General features: G+C 72.2%; 11 protein-coding genes. 5 read left to right on the forward strand and 6 right to left on the reverse strand.

The genetic code is table 11. The features are described 5' to 3' along the window. Window positions 1–27 precede the first annotated feature (27 nt). The 4 genes from ACFYNL_RS14970 (at window position 28) to ACFYNL_RS14985 (ending at window position 5,375) form a co-directional block, all read left to right on the forward strand. Complete coding sequence (locus tag ACFYNL_RS14970; protein ID WP_388802237.1) at window positions 28–849, forward strand: hypothetical protein; 822 nt, start codon at window positions 28–30, stop codon at window positions 847–849. A gap of 21 nt (window positions 850–870) precedes the next feature. Continuing rightward, a complete protein-coding gene (locus ACFYNL_RS14975; RefSeq protein ID WP_388802239.1) occupies window positions 871–2,835 on the forward strand; it encodes a fumarate reductase/succinate dehydrogenase flavoprotein subunit in 1,965 nt (654 codons plus the stop codon). Then, window positions 2,832–3,602 (forward strand): succinate dehydrogenase/fumarate reductase iron-sulfur subunit, encoded by a 771-nt coding sequence (locus ACFYNL_RS14980; protein ID WP_388802242.1) that lies wholly within the window; start codon window positions 2,832–2,834, stop codon window positions 3,600–3,602. The genes ACFYNL_RS14975 and ACFYNL_RS14980 overlap by 4 nt, the downstream gene beginning before the upstream one ends. A gap of 69 nt (window positions 3,603–3,671) precedes the next feature. Then, window positions 3,672–5,375, forward strand: a complete 1,704-nt coding sequence (locus tag ACFYNL_RS14985) for a hypothetical protein (protein WP_388802245.1) — start codon at window positions 3,672–3,674, stop codon at window positions 5,373–5,375. A 45-nt stretch (window positions 5,376–5,420) separates the two neighbouring features. Here ACFYNL_RS14985 and ACFYNL_RS14990 read toward each other — a convergent pair whose 3' ends face one another. The 6 genes from ACFYNL_RS14990 to ACFYNL_RS15015 form a co-directional block, all read right to left on the reverse strand. Further along, the gene (locus ACFYNL_RS14990) at window positions 5,421–8,195 is read right to left on the reverse strand and encodes a SpoIIE family protein phosphatase (RefSeq protein ID WP_388802248.1); all 2,775 of its coding nucleotides are present in this window, start codon (window positions 8,193–8,195) and stop codon (window positions 5,421–5,423) included. 326 nt (window positions 8,196–8,521) lie between these two features. Next, the gene (locus ACFYNL_RS14995) at window positions 8,522–8,923 is read right to left on the reverse strand and encodes an ATP-binding protein (RefSeq protein ID WP_388802251.1); all 402 of its coding nucleotides are present in this window, start codon (window positions 8,921–8,923) and stop codon (window positions 8,522–8,524) included. Window positions 8,924–9,018: 95 nt separating this feature from the next. Next, window positions 9,019–9,414, reverse strand: coding sequence for a (deoxy)nucleoside triphosphate pyrophosphohydrolase (locus ACFYNL_RS15000; RefSeq protein ID WP_388802253.1), 396 nt, complete (start codon window positions 9,412–9,414; stop codon window positions 9,019–9,021). 57 nt (window positions 9,415–9,471) lie between these two features. Further along, on the reverse strand, window positions 9,472–9,660 hold the full coding sequence (locus tag ACFYNL_RS15005) for an SPOR domain-containing protein (protein WP_388802256.1): 189 nt from the start codon (window positions 9,658–9,660) through the stop codon (window positions 9,472–9,474). 329 nt (window positions 9,661–9,989) lie between these two features. Then, on the reverse strand, window positions 9,990–10,742 hold the full coding sequence (locus ACFYNL_RS15010) for a GntR family transcriptional regulator (protein WP_388802259.1): 753 nt from the start codon (window positions 10,740–10,742) through the stop codon (window positions 9,990–9,992). 147 nt (window positions 10,743–10,889) lie between these two features. Then, on the reverse strand, window positions 10,890–12,080 hold the full coding sequence (locus ACFYNL_RS15015) for a DUF4190 domain-containing protein (RefSeq protein WP_388802262.1): 1,191 nt from the start codon (window positions 12,078–12,080) through the stop codon (window positions 10,890–10,892). 92 nt (window positions 12,081–12,172) lie between these two features. On the opposite strand from ACFYNL_RS15015, the gene ACFYNL_RS15020 reads away from it, so the two are divergent. Beyond that, entirely contained in the window at window positions 12,173–13,390 is a 1,218-nt protein-coding gene (locus ACFYNL_RS15020) for a serpin family protein (RefSeq protein WP_388802265.1), read from the forward strand. Window positions 13,391–13,395: the final 5 nt, after the last annotated feature.

Consider the following 13,395-nt stretch of genomic DNA (forward strand, 5'->3'; position numbering starts at 1 on the left):
CTCCCCCTGACCCGACCGGAGTCAGCATTGGCCACTGGTACGGAACCCCATCTGAACAGCGGCGGCGTACGCACCGGTACGCGGGCCGCGATCACCGCCCCGCACCTGCGGACCGACCGCTGGTGGCTGGCCCCGGCCGCCACCGCGGCCGGTCTGCTGGCGTTCATCGTGTACTCCACCTGGCGGGCCTTCGCCAACGCGGACTACTACGCGGCGCCGTACGTCTCGCCGTTCTACTCGCCCTGTCTGGCGGAGAACTGCGAGCCCATGCGCGCCGGTCCCAACTGGGAGCTCTTCGGGAGCTGGTGGGGCATCTCCCCCGCGATCATCATCCTGATCTTCCCGCTCGGCTTCCGGCTGACCTGCTACTACTACCGCAAGGCCTACTACCGCGGCTTCTGGATGTCGCCCCCGGCCTGCGCGGTGGCGGAACCGCACAAGAAGTACACCGGTGAGACCCGCTTCCCGCTGATCCTGCAGAACATCCACCGGTACTTCTTCTACGCCGCGATCCCGGTCGCCGGGATCCTGACGTACGACACGGTGCTCGCCTTCCGCGACGAGAACTACGAGTGGGGCCACATGGGCCTCGGCACCCTCGTCTTCCTCGTCAACATCGTGCTGATCTGGGCGTACACCCTCTCCTGTCACTCCTGCCGGCACATCGTCGGCGGCAAGCTCAAGCACTTCTCCAAGCATCCGGTGCGCTACCGGATGTGGCGGTGGATCGGGAAGCTGAACGCCCGCCACATGCTGCTCGCCTGGACATCGCTGGTGAGCGTGGCGCTCGCCGACTTCTACGTCTATCTCGTCGCGTCCGGGGTCTTCGACGATCCGCGCTTCTTCTAGATTGAGTGGGGACTGAAACCAATGTCCGTGGTCGAACGGCAGGAGTGGGACGTCGTCGTGGTCGGCGCCGGCGGGGCGGGCCTGCGAGCGGCGATCGAGGCGCGTGAGCGCGGCGCCCGTACGGCCGTGATCTGCAAGTCGCTGTTCGGCAAGGCGCACACCGTGATGGCCGAGGGCGGCATCGCGGCGGCCATGGCCAACGCCAACGAGCACGACAACTGGCAGGTCCACTTCCGCGACACCATGCGCGGCGGAAAGTTCCTCAACCAGTGGCGGATGGCCGAGCTGCACGCCCAGGAGGCGCCGGAGCGGGTGTGGGAGCTGGAGACCTGGGGCGCGCTCTTCGACCGTACGAAGGACGGCCGGATCTCGCAGCGCAACTTCGGCGGCCACGAGTACCCGCGTCTCGCGCACGTCGGTGACCGCACCGGTCTGGAGCTGATCCGCACCCTCCAGCAGAAGATCGTCGCGCTCCAGCAGGAGGACAAGAAGGAGACCGGGGACTACGAGTCCCGGCTGAAGGTCTACCAGGAGTGCACGGTCACGCGGATCCTCAAGAGCGAGTCCGACGGCTCCGCCGCGGGCAGCCGGGTCGCGGGGGTCTTCGCCTACGACCGCGAGACTGGCCGCTTCTTCGTCCTGGAGGCTCCCGCCGTCGTCATCGCGACGGGCGGCATCGGCAAGTCCTTCAAGGTGACCTCGAACTCGTGGGAGTACACGGGCGACGGCCACGCACTGGCCCTGCTCGCCGGGGCGCCCCTGCTGAACATGGAGTTCGTGCAGTTCCACCCGACGGGCATGGTCTGGCCGCCGTCGGTGAAGGGGATCCTGGTCACGGAGTCGGTGCGCGGCGACGGAGGGGTGCTGCGCAACTCCGAGGGCAAGCGGTTCATGTTCGACTACGTCCCCGACGTCTTCAAGGAGAAGTACGCCGAGTCGGAGGAGGAGGGCGACCGCTGGTACGAGGACCCGGACAACAACCGGCGGCCCCCCGAGCTGCTCCCCCGTGACGAGGTGGCGCGGGCGATCAACTCCGAGGTGAAGGCGGGTCGCGGCTCCCCGCACGGCGGTGTGTTCCTGGACGTCTCGACCCGGATGCCGGCGGAGGTCATCCGCCGCCGCCTGCCCTCCATGTACCACCAGTTCAAGGAGCTGGCCGACGTCGACATCACGGCGGAGGCGATGGAGGTCGGACCGACCTGCCATTACGTCATGGGCGGCATCGCGGTCGAGTCGGACACGGCGGCGGCGCGCGGGGTGCCCGGACTGTACGCGGCGGGTGAGGTGGCCGGAGGCATGCACGGCTCGAACCGGCTCGGCGGGAACTCGCTGTCCGACCTGCTGGTCTTCGGCCGCCGGGCGGGCTGGCACGCCGCCGAGTACGCGGCCGCGCGGGCCTTCGAACGCCCCGAGGTCAGCGACCTGGAGGTGGACGCGGCGGCAGCGGAGGCGCTTCGCCCCTTCTCGGCGGAGGGCCCGGTCGGGGGCGAGGACGACGGGCGCCCGCCGGAGAACCCGTACACCCTCCACCAGGAACTCCAGCAGACCATGAACGACCTCGTCGGCATCATCCGCCGCGAGGCCGAGATGGAGCAGGCCCTGCGGAAACTGGCGGAGCTGCGAGTACGGGCCCGCCGGGCCGGCGTCGAGGGCCACCGCCAGTTCAACCCCGGCTGGCACCTCGCGCTGGACCTGCGCAACATGCTGCTGGTCAGCGAGTGCGTGGCGCGGGCGGCGCTGGAGCGCACGGAGTCGCGGGGCGGCCACACCCGCGAGGACCACCCGACGATGGACCGCAAGTGGCGCAACATCAACCTGCTGTGCCGGCTGGCCGATCCGACGGGCGGCCTGGCGGCCACCGACCCTGAGCGCGGCCAGATCACCCTCCTGCGGGAGACCACCGGCCCCGTCCGCCCCGACCTGCTCGCTCTCTTCGACAAGGAGGAGCTGGTCAAGTACCTCGCCGAAGAGGAGCTGTACCAGTGAGCAGCTACGAGGCCCGATTCAAGGTGTGGCGGGGCGATGTGGGGGGCGGCGGCCTGGAGGACTTCGAGGTCGAGGTGAACGACGGCGAGGTGGTGCTGGACATCATCCATCGCCTCCAGGCCACGCAGGCCCCCGACCTGGCCGTCCGCTGGAACTGCAAGGCGGGCAAGTGCGGTTCGTGCTCCGCCGAGATCAACGGGCGGCCGCGGCTGCTGTGCATGACGCGCATGTCGGTGTTCGACCGGGAGGAGACGATCACGGTGACGCCGCTGCGGGCGTTCCCGGTGGTCCGCGACCTGGTCACGGACGTCGGCTTCAACTACGACAAGGCCCGTCAGGTGCCCGCCTTCGTGCCGCCGGAGGGCCTCGGTCCAGGCGAGTACCGGATGATGCAGGAGGACGTGGACCGCTCGCAGGAGTTCCGCAAGTGCATCGAGTGCTTCCTGTGCCAGGACACCTGCCATGTCGTCCGTGACCACGAGGAGAACAAGCCGGCCTTCGCGGGCCCGCGGTTCCTGATGCGGGTGGCGGAACTGGACATGCATCCCCTCGACGCCGCCGCCGAGACCGGCCTGGACCGCAAGTCGACCGCCCAGGACGAACACGGCCTGGGCTACTGCAACATCACCAAGTGCTGCACGGAGGTCTGCCCCGAAGGCATCAAGATCACGGACAACGCCCTGATCCCCTTGAAGGAACGGGCCGCGGACCGCAAGTACGACCCCTTGGTGTGGCTGGGCTCGAAGATCATGCGCCGGTCGTCGTAGGCAGGGTCACCGGGTGCCCGGCAGCCCTCCCGGTCGCGTGCGGGCAATCGTGCTCATACGCTCCGGAATGTGACGTCATCCTTGATCCGAAGCCGTCCGCGGCGGGGCGGCTCGCACATATCCGCGCGGGTGGTGCACGCCCTGCTGGGCGGGCTGGTCGGGGTGGTGTGGCTGGTGCTGCCCGCCCTGACGTTCGCAGGCGGGGACCGGCTCGCGGGCGGGGCGGAGCGACCCGTCGCGGGAGCGGCGGCCCAGCAGGAGGTCGAGGAGACGTCCGGGATCGATCTCGTGGTGCCGCTGCTGGCCGCCGCCGCGGCCATGGCGCTGGCGGGCTACGGGTTCCTGCGGCGCAGGCGGCGGCAGCGCGGGCGCACGACTCCCGGCGGGCCGCCGGTGCGGGCCGTCGAAGCGCCGGACGGAGGACTGGACGACAGGGCGCGGGCGCTGCTGGTCGCGGCGGACGACTGGGTGCGGGTGAGCGGGGAGGAACTCGGCTTCGTGGCGGAGCGTGTCACCGCCGGGGCCGCCGTCGCGCCTGCGGACGTCGAGGATGTCGCGCGGGTGGTGCGGGACGCGGAGCGGGAGCTGGCGGTCGCGTTCCGGATGCGGTGGCAGTACGAGGGCGGGGTGCCGCGGGAGGCCGCGGCCCGGCGGCATGTGCTGGCCGGGATCGTGGGGCGGTGCGAGGAGGCGGGGCGGCTGCTGGACGCACGGGCCGCCGCGTTCGACGAGGTACGGGCGCTGGAGGAGGGCCTGGGCGGCGGGCTGGGCCATGCGCTGGTGGTCGCCGAGGGGCGGTTCCGGGAGCTGGCCGGGCGTCTCGGGGGCACCGGCGCGGTCCTCGCCGAACTCGGCGACCGGTACGGGCACACCGCCACCGCCGACGTCGCGGGCCATGTCGAGCAGGCCAAGGACCGGCTCGTGTTCGCCACCGCACGGCTCAACCAGGCCCGCCGGCGCGCCGACTCGGGCGAGAACGGACGGGCCGCGGGGCGGCTGCGGGCGGCCGAGGGCGCCATCGCCCAGGCCGCAGCCCTCGTCGACGGCGTCGAGCGGCTCGCCCGGACCCTCGCGACGGCCGCGGCGATGGTTCCGGCCGCGCTGAGCGGCGGGGAGGCGGAGATCGCCGGAGCCCGGGAGCGGCTGCGGGCAGTCGACGCCGGGGCGCCGGGACCGGCGGCGCCCGGCACGCCCGCCTCCCCGGCCACGGTCGACGTCCCTCCCGGTGAGCTGCACGCCCGTGTCCTGCATGCCGATCTCGCCCTGGCCGCCGTACGAGAGGAGCTGGCGTCCAAGGCGTACGACCCGCTCGACCTGCTGCGGCGGATCGTACGGGGCGTTCAGCCCGTCTTCGCGGGGCGCAGCGGGGTGATCCCGGCGGCCGCGTCGCTCTGTGCGGGCAGTGCCGTCGCCGACGCGGACACGGTCGTCGCGACGCACCGGGCGGCGGTCGGCGCCGAGGCCCGCACCCGGTTGGCGGAGGCCCGGCGGCTGCTCGCGGTGCCGGTGTCCGCGCCTGCCGGGCGGGACGCGCGTCAGGAACTCGCCGACCTCGTCGAAGCCGACCTGCTGGCCCTGCAGGCCCACGAACTCGCCGAACAGGACGTCCGGGTGCACGGCCACCCCGTCGACGGCCCCGGCGCCGACATCGACGGACTCGCCGGCGCCGTCCTCGGCGGCGTCCTGCTGGGCGGGGCGCCGGACGGTGGGCCGCCCGCCTGCTTCGGCGGGCCGCGCAGCCGGGAGCGGCGCGGCGGGACGGTCCGCACCTGAGCGCACCGCACCCCACCCGGGCTTGGTACGGCACCTCGCCGCCGCTCAGAACAGGCTCAACAACGCCTCCGCCGGATCCACCAGCCCGTTCTCCCCGTCCGGCAGCGGGAGTTCGAACCACACCGTCTTGCCGCGCGGTGTGCGGCGGGAGCCCCATGCGGCGCTGAGGAGGCCCACCAGCTGGAGGCCCCGGCCGCCTTCGTCCGTGTCGCGGGCGCGACGACGGCGCGGCTGGACCAGACCGGAGTCCCAGACCTCGCAGACCAGGGTCCGGTCCAGCAGGAGGCGGAGTCTGATCTCGCCCTCGCCGTACCGCAGGGCATTGGTGACCAGTTCGCTGACCAGGAGTTCCGTCGTGTCGACCAGAGGCTCCAGGTCCCAGGAGAGCAGCTGTCCGCGGGCGTACTCCCGGGCGCGGCCCACACTGCGCGGCTCGCGCGGCAGCGTCCAGTCGCCGACCGACTCGGCCGGCAGTCCCTGCACCCGGGCCATCAGCAGGGCGATGTCGTCCTCGCCGTGATGGCTGTCGAGGATGTTGAGGACGTGGTCGCAGACGTCCTCCAGGTTCGGGCGGGGGTCGGCGCCGAGCGCCGTCGTCGAGGGGTGGTGCTCGGGCGACGGGCGGGCGGGGTCGGTGAGCGCGCCCACGAAGGCTTGCAGGCCCTCGTCGAGGGGATGGTCGCGGGACTCCACCAGTCCGTCCGTGTAGAGCGCCAGCAGCGCCCCCTCCGGCAGCTCGACCTCCACCTCCTCGAACGGCTCGCCGCCCACGCCCAGCGGCATCCCGGGCGGCACGTCGAGCATCAGCGCCGCCTCACCGGGCTCGACGAGGACCGGCGGGAGATGACCGGCGTTGGCGAAGGTGCACCGGCGCGTGACGGCGTCGTAGACCGCGTACACGCAGGTCGCCAGGTACACCTCGGACAGGTCCGCCTCGCGGGGCCGGCGAGCCGCCCGGGTGGCCTGCTGCACGCCTCCGGGGGCGCCCAGGCCGCGTGCGATCTCGTCCAACGCGGACAGGACCTCCGCCGGTTCGAGGTCGAGGAGGGCCAGGGTCCTCACGGCCGAGCGCAGTTCGCCCATCGCGACGGCCGCGCGCAGGCCACGGCCCATCACGTCCCCGACGACCAACGCGGTGCGGTGGCCGGGGAGTTCTATGACGTCGAACCAGTCACCGCCGACCTCGCTCGGGCGGTCGGGCGACGCGTTGCCGGGCAGGTAGCGGCACGCGATGTCCAGCCCGGAGGCGACCGGGTCTCCCGGCGGGAGCAGCGACCGCTGCAGTATCAGCGCCCGCTCGTGCTCACGCCGGTACAGGCGGGCGTTGTCGATGCACACCGCCGCTCGCGCCGCCAGTTCCACCGCGAGGTCGCGGTCCCGGTCGCCGAACGGCTCGCTGCCCTTCGTCCGGGCGAACTGCGCCAGGCCCACCACCGTGTCGTGGGCGACCATCGGCACGGCGAGCGTGGACTGCACGAGGCCGCCCTCCTCGCCGGGCACGCGCTGCGGCCGGGCGGTGCGCAGGGCGTCCGCGCAGGGGGAGTTGAAGGGGTAGTGGTGGACTGCGCCGACCGCGACCTGGGCCCCGCCCCCGACGAACGGCGCGTCGGAGACCGCGCTGGCGAAGGCGACCCGGCGTACCTCGGCGCTGCCGTCGGCGAGGCCCGGCGGGGTCTCGTCGCCGGCCAGCAGCCCTTGGTAGAGGTCGACCGTGGCCAGGTCGCAGAAGCCGGGGACCACGACGTCGAGGAGCTCGCGGGCCGTCGTCTCCAGATCGAGGGAGTTGCCTATGCGGGCACCGGCCTCGTTCAGCAGGGCCAGGTTGCGCCGTGCGGCGGCGGCCTCGCGGGCGGCGGCACGGCGGGCGGTGATGTCGATTCCGAGCCAGGCGATGCCGATGGGGCGGCCGCTGCCGCTGTGCACCCGGTACAGGTTGATGGACCAGTGGCGGCGTTCGTCGGAGCCGGGCAGGAAGCCCGTGATGTGCATGTCCGTGATGGAGTCGCCGCTCTCCAGGACCCGGCGCAGGGTGGCCGTGACCCGGTCCGCCTCGGGGCGGGCCAGGTAGTCGTGGACGCCGCGGCCGCGGTGGTCGTCCGGGGTGCCGCCGAAGATGGAGGCGAACCGCTGGTTGGCGCGGCGCACCCGGAGGTCGGAGTCGATCAGCAGGAAGCCGAAGGGAGACTGACTGAAAATCGCCTGCGAGGCGGCGAGGTCGGTCTCGATCCGACGCAGGGTGCGGACGTCGACGACGATGCAGACGGCGGCCTTCTCGCCGTCCTCGGTGCGCGTCGGCATGACGTACACCTCGGCGAGCCCTTCCTGGCCGCGCTGCCCGTCGGCCGTGTCCGGCGCCCGGAAGGGGACGACGCCGGTCCATTCACGGCCGTCGAGGATCTCGGCCATCTTCCGCTGGCCCTGCTCGCGCAGGTCGGGGTCGATGAACGCCTCGATGGGGTCCATGCCGACGGCGCGCCGGGCGGGGATGCCGAACAACTGCTCGGCGCGCACGCTCCACTGGTCGACCAGGCCGTCGGGGCCGATGGAGAAGGAGGCGACCTTGATGTAGTCGTAGATCGAGCCGGGCGGGCTGCTCTGCCAGACGGGGTCACCGGGACGTATCTCGTCGGAGGCGAAGCCGGGGTGACGGGGGGCGGAGGCGTCGGACGCCTGGGTGTCGGCTGATGTCTGTGCGCCTCGTGAGTCCCGTGTGTCCCGGGAGGCCGGTGTGTCGTGGACCGCTCGCCCCTGCGCCGCCTTGCTCCTCGCGCCGTCCGACGGGTCCTCGGACCCCGTGGCCCTCGCTGGTATCTCGCTCACGCGAACCGTCCCCTCCAGCTCACCGCGTCCGGCACCGGTCACCGGCGGCGGCTGCCCGCAGTATCCAGCACTACGGTCCCGCACAACACGGTGTTCACGATCACAGCACGTTCCCGATGGTTTTCGGTCCCGGCCGCGGAAACACTTCCAGTCTTCTAACCAGCGGACACGCGGTCGAATCACGCGATTCGTCAACCGTCGCCGGCATGGGGCGGGCACTCGACACGGTGGGGGCACGCGTACACCGGAGTTGACGTCTGCTGACGGGGCGTCGAGCGGACGGGCGAGCCCCGAGGAGGCGAGTGCCGGGGCTCAGGTGCCGGACGTCATTCCGGTACGCCGAGTTCGAACCACACCGTCTTGCCCGCGCTCCGTCCCGGCCTGGTACCCCAACGACGTGAGGAGAGCGCCACGAGTTGCAGACCGCGGCCGCTCTCGTCCTCGGGGTGGGCGGTGCGTGTGCGAGGCGGGTCGGGCAGGGGGTCGGAGACCTCGACCAGGAGGGTGTCGCCCAGGTCGCCCGGACGGACCAGGCGTACGCCGATGGGGCCTGTGGCGTGCCGCAGGGAGTTGGTCACCAGCTCGCTGACCAGCAGCGCCGCGATGTCCGCGAGGCTGTCCAGGTCCCATCGGCGCAATCGGCCCCTGACGGCGGCACGCGCGGCCCGCACGGCGCCCGGCTCGGCGGGGAAGGTCCACTCGGCGCAGTCACCATCGGTGTCGATCACGCCGATCACTTCCCAGGCCAGCCAGCGGGGTTCCCATGTCCGGTTTCATAGGGTTAATAGCCACATACCCGATATCCGGGTGCGGTATCGCGGGATCACCCCAGGTGTCCCGCCACTTCCCTGACCGCCGGCACGTCCTGCTCCAGCCAGTCCACGTCCCACAGTTCCCCCGGCCCCAGCCAGCGCAGCGCATCATGGTCCTGGAGCGGCTCGGGGTCCGTCGCCCCGGGCAGCAGGCGGGCCGTCCACACGTGCAGGACGTACGGCGGCTTCAGCGGCCACGCCCCGGGCACGCGCTCGATCACCTCGGCATCCACGCCGAGTTCCTCCCGCAGCTCGCGCACCAGCGCCTCCTCGGGCGCCTCGCCGGGCTCGACCTTTCCACCGGGCAGCTCCCAGCGGCCGGCCAGTTCCTCGGGCGCGCTGCGGCGCGCGGCGAGCAGGCGACCGTCCTCCAGCAGCGCGGCGCCGACCACGATCCGTTCCGTCATGCGCCGGAGCCTACGGGAGTCGGAAAAAGGGGCGGAAAACGAGTGGACGGAGGGCAGTCAGCCGTCCGCTCCGCCGTTCTGGGCGATCCGCTCGACCCAGTACAGCTGCTTGTGGCCGCGGTGGTCGAGGCTGTCCGCGATCTTCTGGGCCTCCGCCCGGGTCGCGTACCGGCCGACGCGGTAGCGATTGCCGTTGTCGTCCTGACGAACGACGAGCCAGGGAAGAGTGACCGTGCTGTCGTTCATCGCGCCCCACTGCTCCTTCCCGCCCACGACCGCCTGCGCAACGCTCGCGGCCTGTGCCGTGCCCCGCCCGCTAAGGAAACCGCAATCCGCATATGCCCGAGCCTACGCCTAACCTTCACTCAGCGAATACGGCTTTTCACAAAGAGGTACGCAACCAGCCAGGGCCGGGGGGCGCACGAAATCGAGCGCGCCGTGCGTGGACGTCGACGCATCCGGTCACGGGCATGCCGGACATGCCCGTCGCGACCTGCGAGAACGGCCAGATTCGAACGGCAAGGGAAGGGGCAGGAGTTGAAGGACTGTCGGACGCAACGCCGTAGAGGCGCGCGCTACTTCACCGGGAGGTGGTACGCGACCCGGTAGCGGTCGGCCGGGATCACCACGTCGGCCGTCTCCACGGGGCGTCCTGACGCGTAATAGGTGCGCTGGACGACCAGGACCACATGGCCGGGGACACCGCCCAGGGCCAGCAGTTCCTCCGCCAGGCCGGGGCGCGCGCCCACCTCCTCCGTCACGTTGTCGACGACGACGTCGATGGCCGCCATGCGCTCGACGACGCCCATACCGCCGAGCGGCCCCTCCTCGGGCAGCATCACGGGCGTCCGGCCGGTGACGGCGAGGGGCTCCCAGGAGGTGGAGAGCATCATCACGTCGCCGGAGTCCCGGAAGACGTACCGCGTGCACATCACGCGGTCGCCGGGCCGGATGCCGAGCCGCTCGGCCACGGCGACGCTCGCGAGGGCCTGCTCGCTGCTGGACTCCCAGGTGCCGCGCGCCTCGCCGTCGGCCTGCTCCTGACGGAAGGGCGTGGCGCCGCTGGGCGGGCGGAAGCCGGAGCGGGCGATCCGGCGGGGCACGGGCCGCTCACGGACGTACGTCCCGGACCCGGAGCGCCCCTCGACCAGCCCCTCCGCCATCAGCACCTTGCGCGCCTCCAGCGCGACGGTGTCGGAGACGCCGTACTCCTCGCGGATCCTGGCCTGGGAGGGGAGGCGGGTGTGCGGTGGCAGCGAACCGTCGACGATCTTCTTGCGGAGATCACCCGCGACGCGCAGATACGCCGGCTGCTCACCGAAAGTCACTGGCCGCTCCCATCAGGTTGTACAGACAGCAACAGCGTGGCAACCAAGAGTTGTCCCACGCAAGCAAAGGCCAGAGAATCACTCGATGTGATGACTTGTGCCCGCGCAGGTCTTTACCCAGGCACTTTCTTTCCGTATAGGCCCCGTTCACACATCCAGGCCGCCGCCACCGCCGCTGTCGCCGCCGCCCTCGGAGGCGTCCTCGTACGCCGGGACGGTCGTGTCCAGGCCCAAAGCCTTGCGCGCCGTGACGGTCGCGGGGCCGTCGACATGGCCGTACGCCGCGTCGTAGCGGGCGCGGAACGTGTCCGCGTCGTCCGCCGCGGCGGCCCCGGCCCACTGCTTGCGGGCCTTCTCCATGTCCGCGAGGAACTCGGCGACGGGCCGCTCGGCGTTCTCGGGCCAGGGCTGCGCGCGCAGTTTCCGCGTCTGTTCACCGAGGACGCGGTGGACGTCCCCGGCCCAGGCCCGGTTCGCCTCCAGGTCGTCCTCCGGATACGCCTCGGGCTCCTGGTACAGCACGTCGTCGACGGCATTGCTCGCCGTCAGGAACCGCACCTGGTAGGAGTCGAGCGTCAGATGGTCATGGCGCAGGGACTCGGTCAGCCGCTCGCCCCGCGTGCTGCCGAACATGCAGGTGATCTCACGGTCCCCGAAGCTCCAGCTCTGCCGGGTCGGTACGAGGAAGTACAGCTCCACGTCGTCCGGGACGGCCCAGGCGTCGAGGGCGTAGTGCCCCTGGAGCTCGTAGCACCTGTCCTCGGCGGTCCGCGTCAGCTCGTCGTCGCCGGGGAAGGAGCCGTCCGGCACCCGTACGACGGCGAGGACCTCGGCGTCGTGCGCGCGGGTGCACGGCACCTCGTCCACGTCGTAGGTCTCCCCCTCCAGGCTGCCGGTCGAGGAGTTGAAGCAGTCGCCCTTGGCGAGCGCGTAGGCGGTGCCCTCACCCCTCGCCGCGCCCTTGAAGCCGTCCCAGAAGTCGGCGGCGGAGCCCGTGGACAGGGCCAGCACCCACAGAGCGAGACCGAGGCAGGACAGCACGGAACCGGCGATCGCCATGCCCTTGCCCTGCTCGCCCCGCTTCCTGATCTGCGCCAGCGCGATCAGCCCCAGCACCAGCCCGACGGCCGGCAGGAAGCACAGCAGACCGAGGACGAGGGCGCCGATGGCGACACCGTTGACGGGAGCCGGACGGCCGTAGGGGTCGAAGGGGTGCGGCCCGGGGGCGCCGACGGGATACGGCGACGGCGGCGGGTACGGCCCCTGCGCGTAAGGACCTTGGGGCTGCTGCGGGCCCGCCGGTGGCCGCGGGGATCCGGGAGGCGGGGCTGTGGACACGGGTACCGTGCTCCTGGTTCAGGCGGCGGTGCCGGGCGGTGGGAACTGGCGTACGACTGGGCGAATCGTAAGGGTGGGGGAAGGGGGACGTCATGCGCGTTGCGGATGCGACGGTCCGAGCGGTGAACCGGCTCACGGCCCGCTGGGCGGAGGCGGTGGACGCCTCGGGCACGGCCGCGGGCGGCACGGTCGTCTCGGCGGCGGGGGTGTGGCCGCTGCTCGGCTTCCTCGCGGACGGGGCGGACGGTCCGGCGCGGGCCGAACTGGCCGACGCGGTCGGGCTCGCGGCCGACGAAGCGGCGGGCGCCGCGCGGGAGTTGCTGGGCGCCATGGGGGCCGTGCGCGGGCTGGACTCGGCGCTCGGGCTGTGGACGAGGCGGACGCTTCAGCTGCGCGAACGGTGGGAGGCGGGACTGCCCGCGGCGGCACACGGGGTACTGACCGGGGACGCGGCGGCCGACAAGGAGGCGCTGGACGCCTGGGCGGCGAAGCGGACGGGCGGGCTGATCGAGACGATGCCCGTCCAGGTGTCGGAGGACACCGAGATGGTGCTGGCCAGTGCGCTGGCCCTGCGGACCAAGTGGCTCCAGCCCTTCCGGGAGTGGCCCTACGTGCCGCAGACCGGCCCGTGGCGTGGACGGACGCTGCTGGGCCTGCAGCGCCGGAGCAGACTGCTGGACCGGATCGGCGTGGCGGACACACCGGCGGGGCATGTCACCGAGCTGAAGGTGCTGGGGGACACCGCGATCGACGTCCATCTGCTGCTGGGCGAGGAGGGCATGGCACCCGGGCAGGTGCTGGCGGCCGGGGTGGGCGTCCTGGCCCGCAGGCATCGGGTCGTCCAGGGGCCCGATCTGCCCTACGGCGACGTGGGTCCCGGTCTGAGCGTCGTGAGGGAGCGCAACACGTCGCCCGAGCCGCCGACGCTGAACGTCCTGACGGTGGGGTACCAGGTGCGCGCGGTCCATGACCTGCTCGACCACCACGGGGTGTTCGGGCTCACGACCGCCCGGCAGAGGCGGCCCACCGGGCACTTCCCCGGGATCGGTGACTTCCCCCTGCACATCCCGTCGGGCACGCAGTCGGCGATGGCGCGGTTCGGCGCCCGCGGTTTCGAGGCGGCCGCGGTGACGGCCTTCGGCGCCGTGGGGGCCGGGCTGCCGCGGCTGCGCTGGCTGACCACGGCCGTCAGGGCGACCTTCGACCGCCCCTTCGGCTTCCTCGCCCTGCACCGCCACACACGGCTCGTCCTCGCGGCCGGCTGGGTCACAGACCCGGAGCCGTACCGCGAGGACGAGGAGGATCAGTGACCCGG

This window comes from Streptomyces sp. NPDC007808 (genome assembly GCF_042868655.1).
Lineage (GTDB): Bacteria > Actinomycetota > Actinomycetes > Streptomycetales > Streptomycetaceae > Streptomyces.

Bases quoted from the DNA above. Each gene is read 5' to 3' on its own strand.
- ACFYNL_RS14975 (WP_388802239.1), top strand. From the start codon at position 871: ATGTCCGTGGTCGAACGGCAGGAGTGGGACGTCGTCGTGGTCGGCGCC.
- ACFYNL_RS15000 (WP_388802253.1), bottom strand. From the start codon at position 9,414: ATGACGGAACGGATCGTGGTCGGCGCCGCGCTGCTGGAGGACGGTCGC.
- ACFYNL_RS15005 (WP_388802256.1), bottom strand. From the start codon at position 9,660: ATGAACGACAGCACGGTCACTCTTCCCTGGCTCGTCGTTCGTCAGGAC.
- ACFYNL_RS15020 (WP_388802265.1), top strand. From the start codon at position 12,173: ATGCGCGTTGCGGATGCGACGGTCCGAGCGGTGAACCGGCTCACGGCC.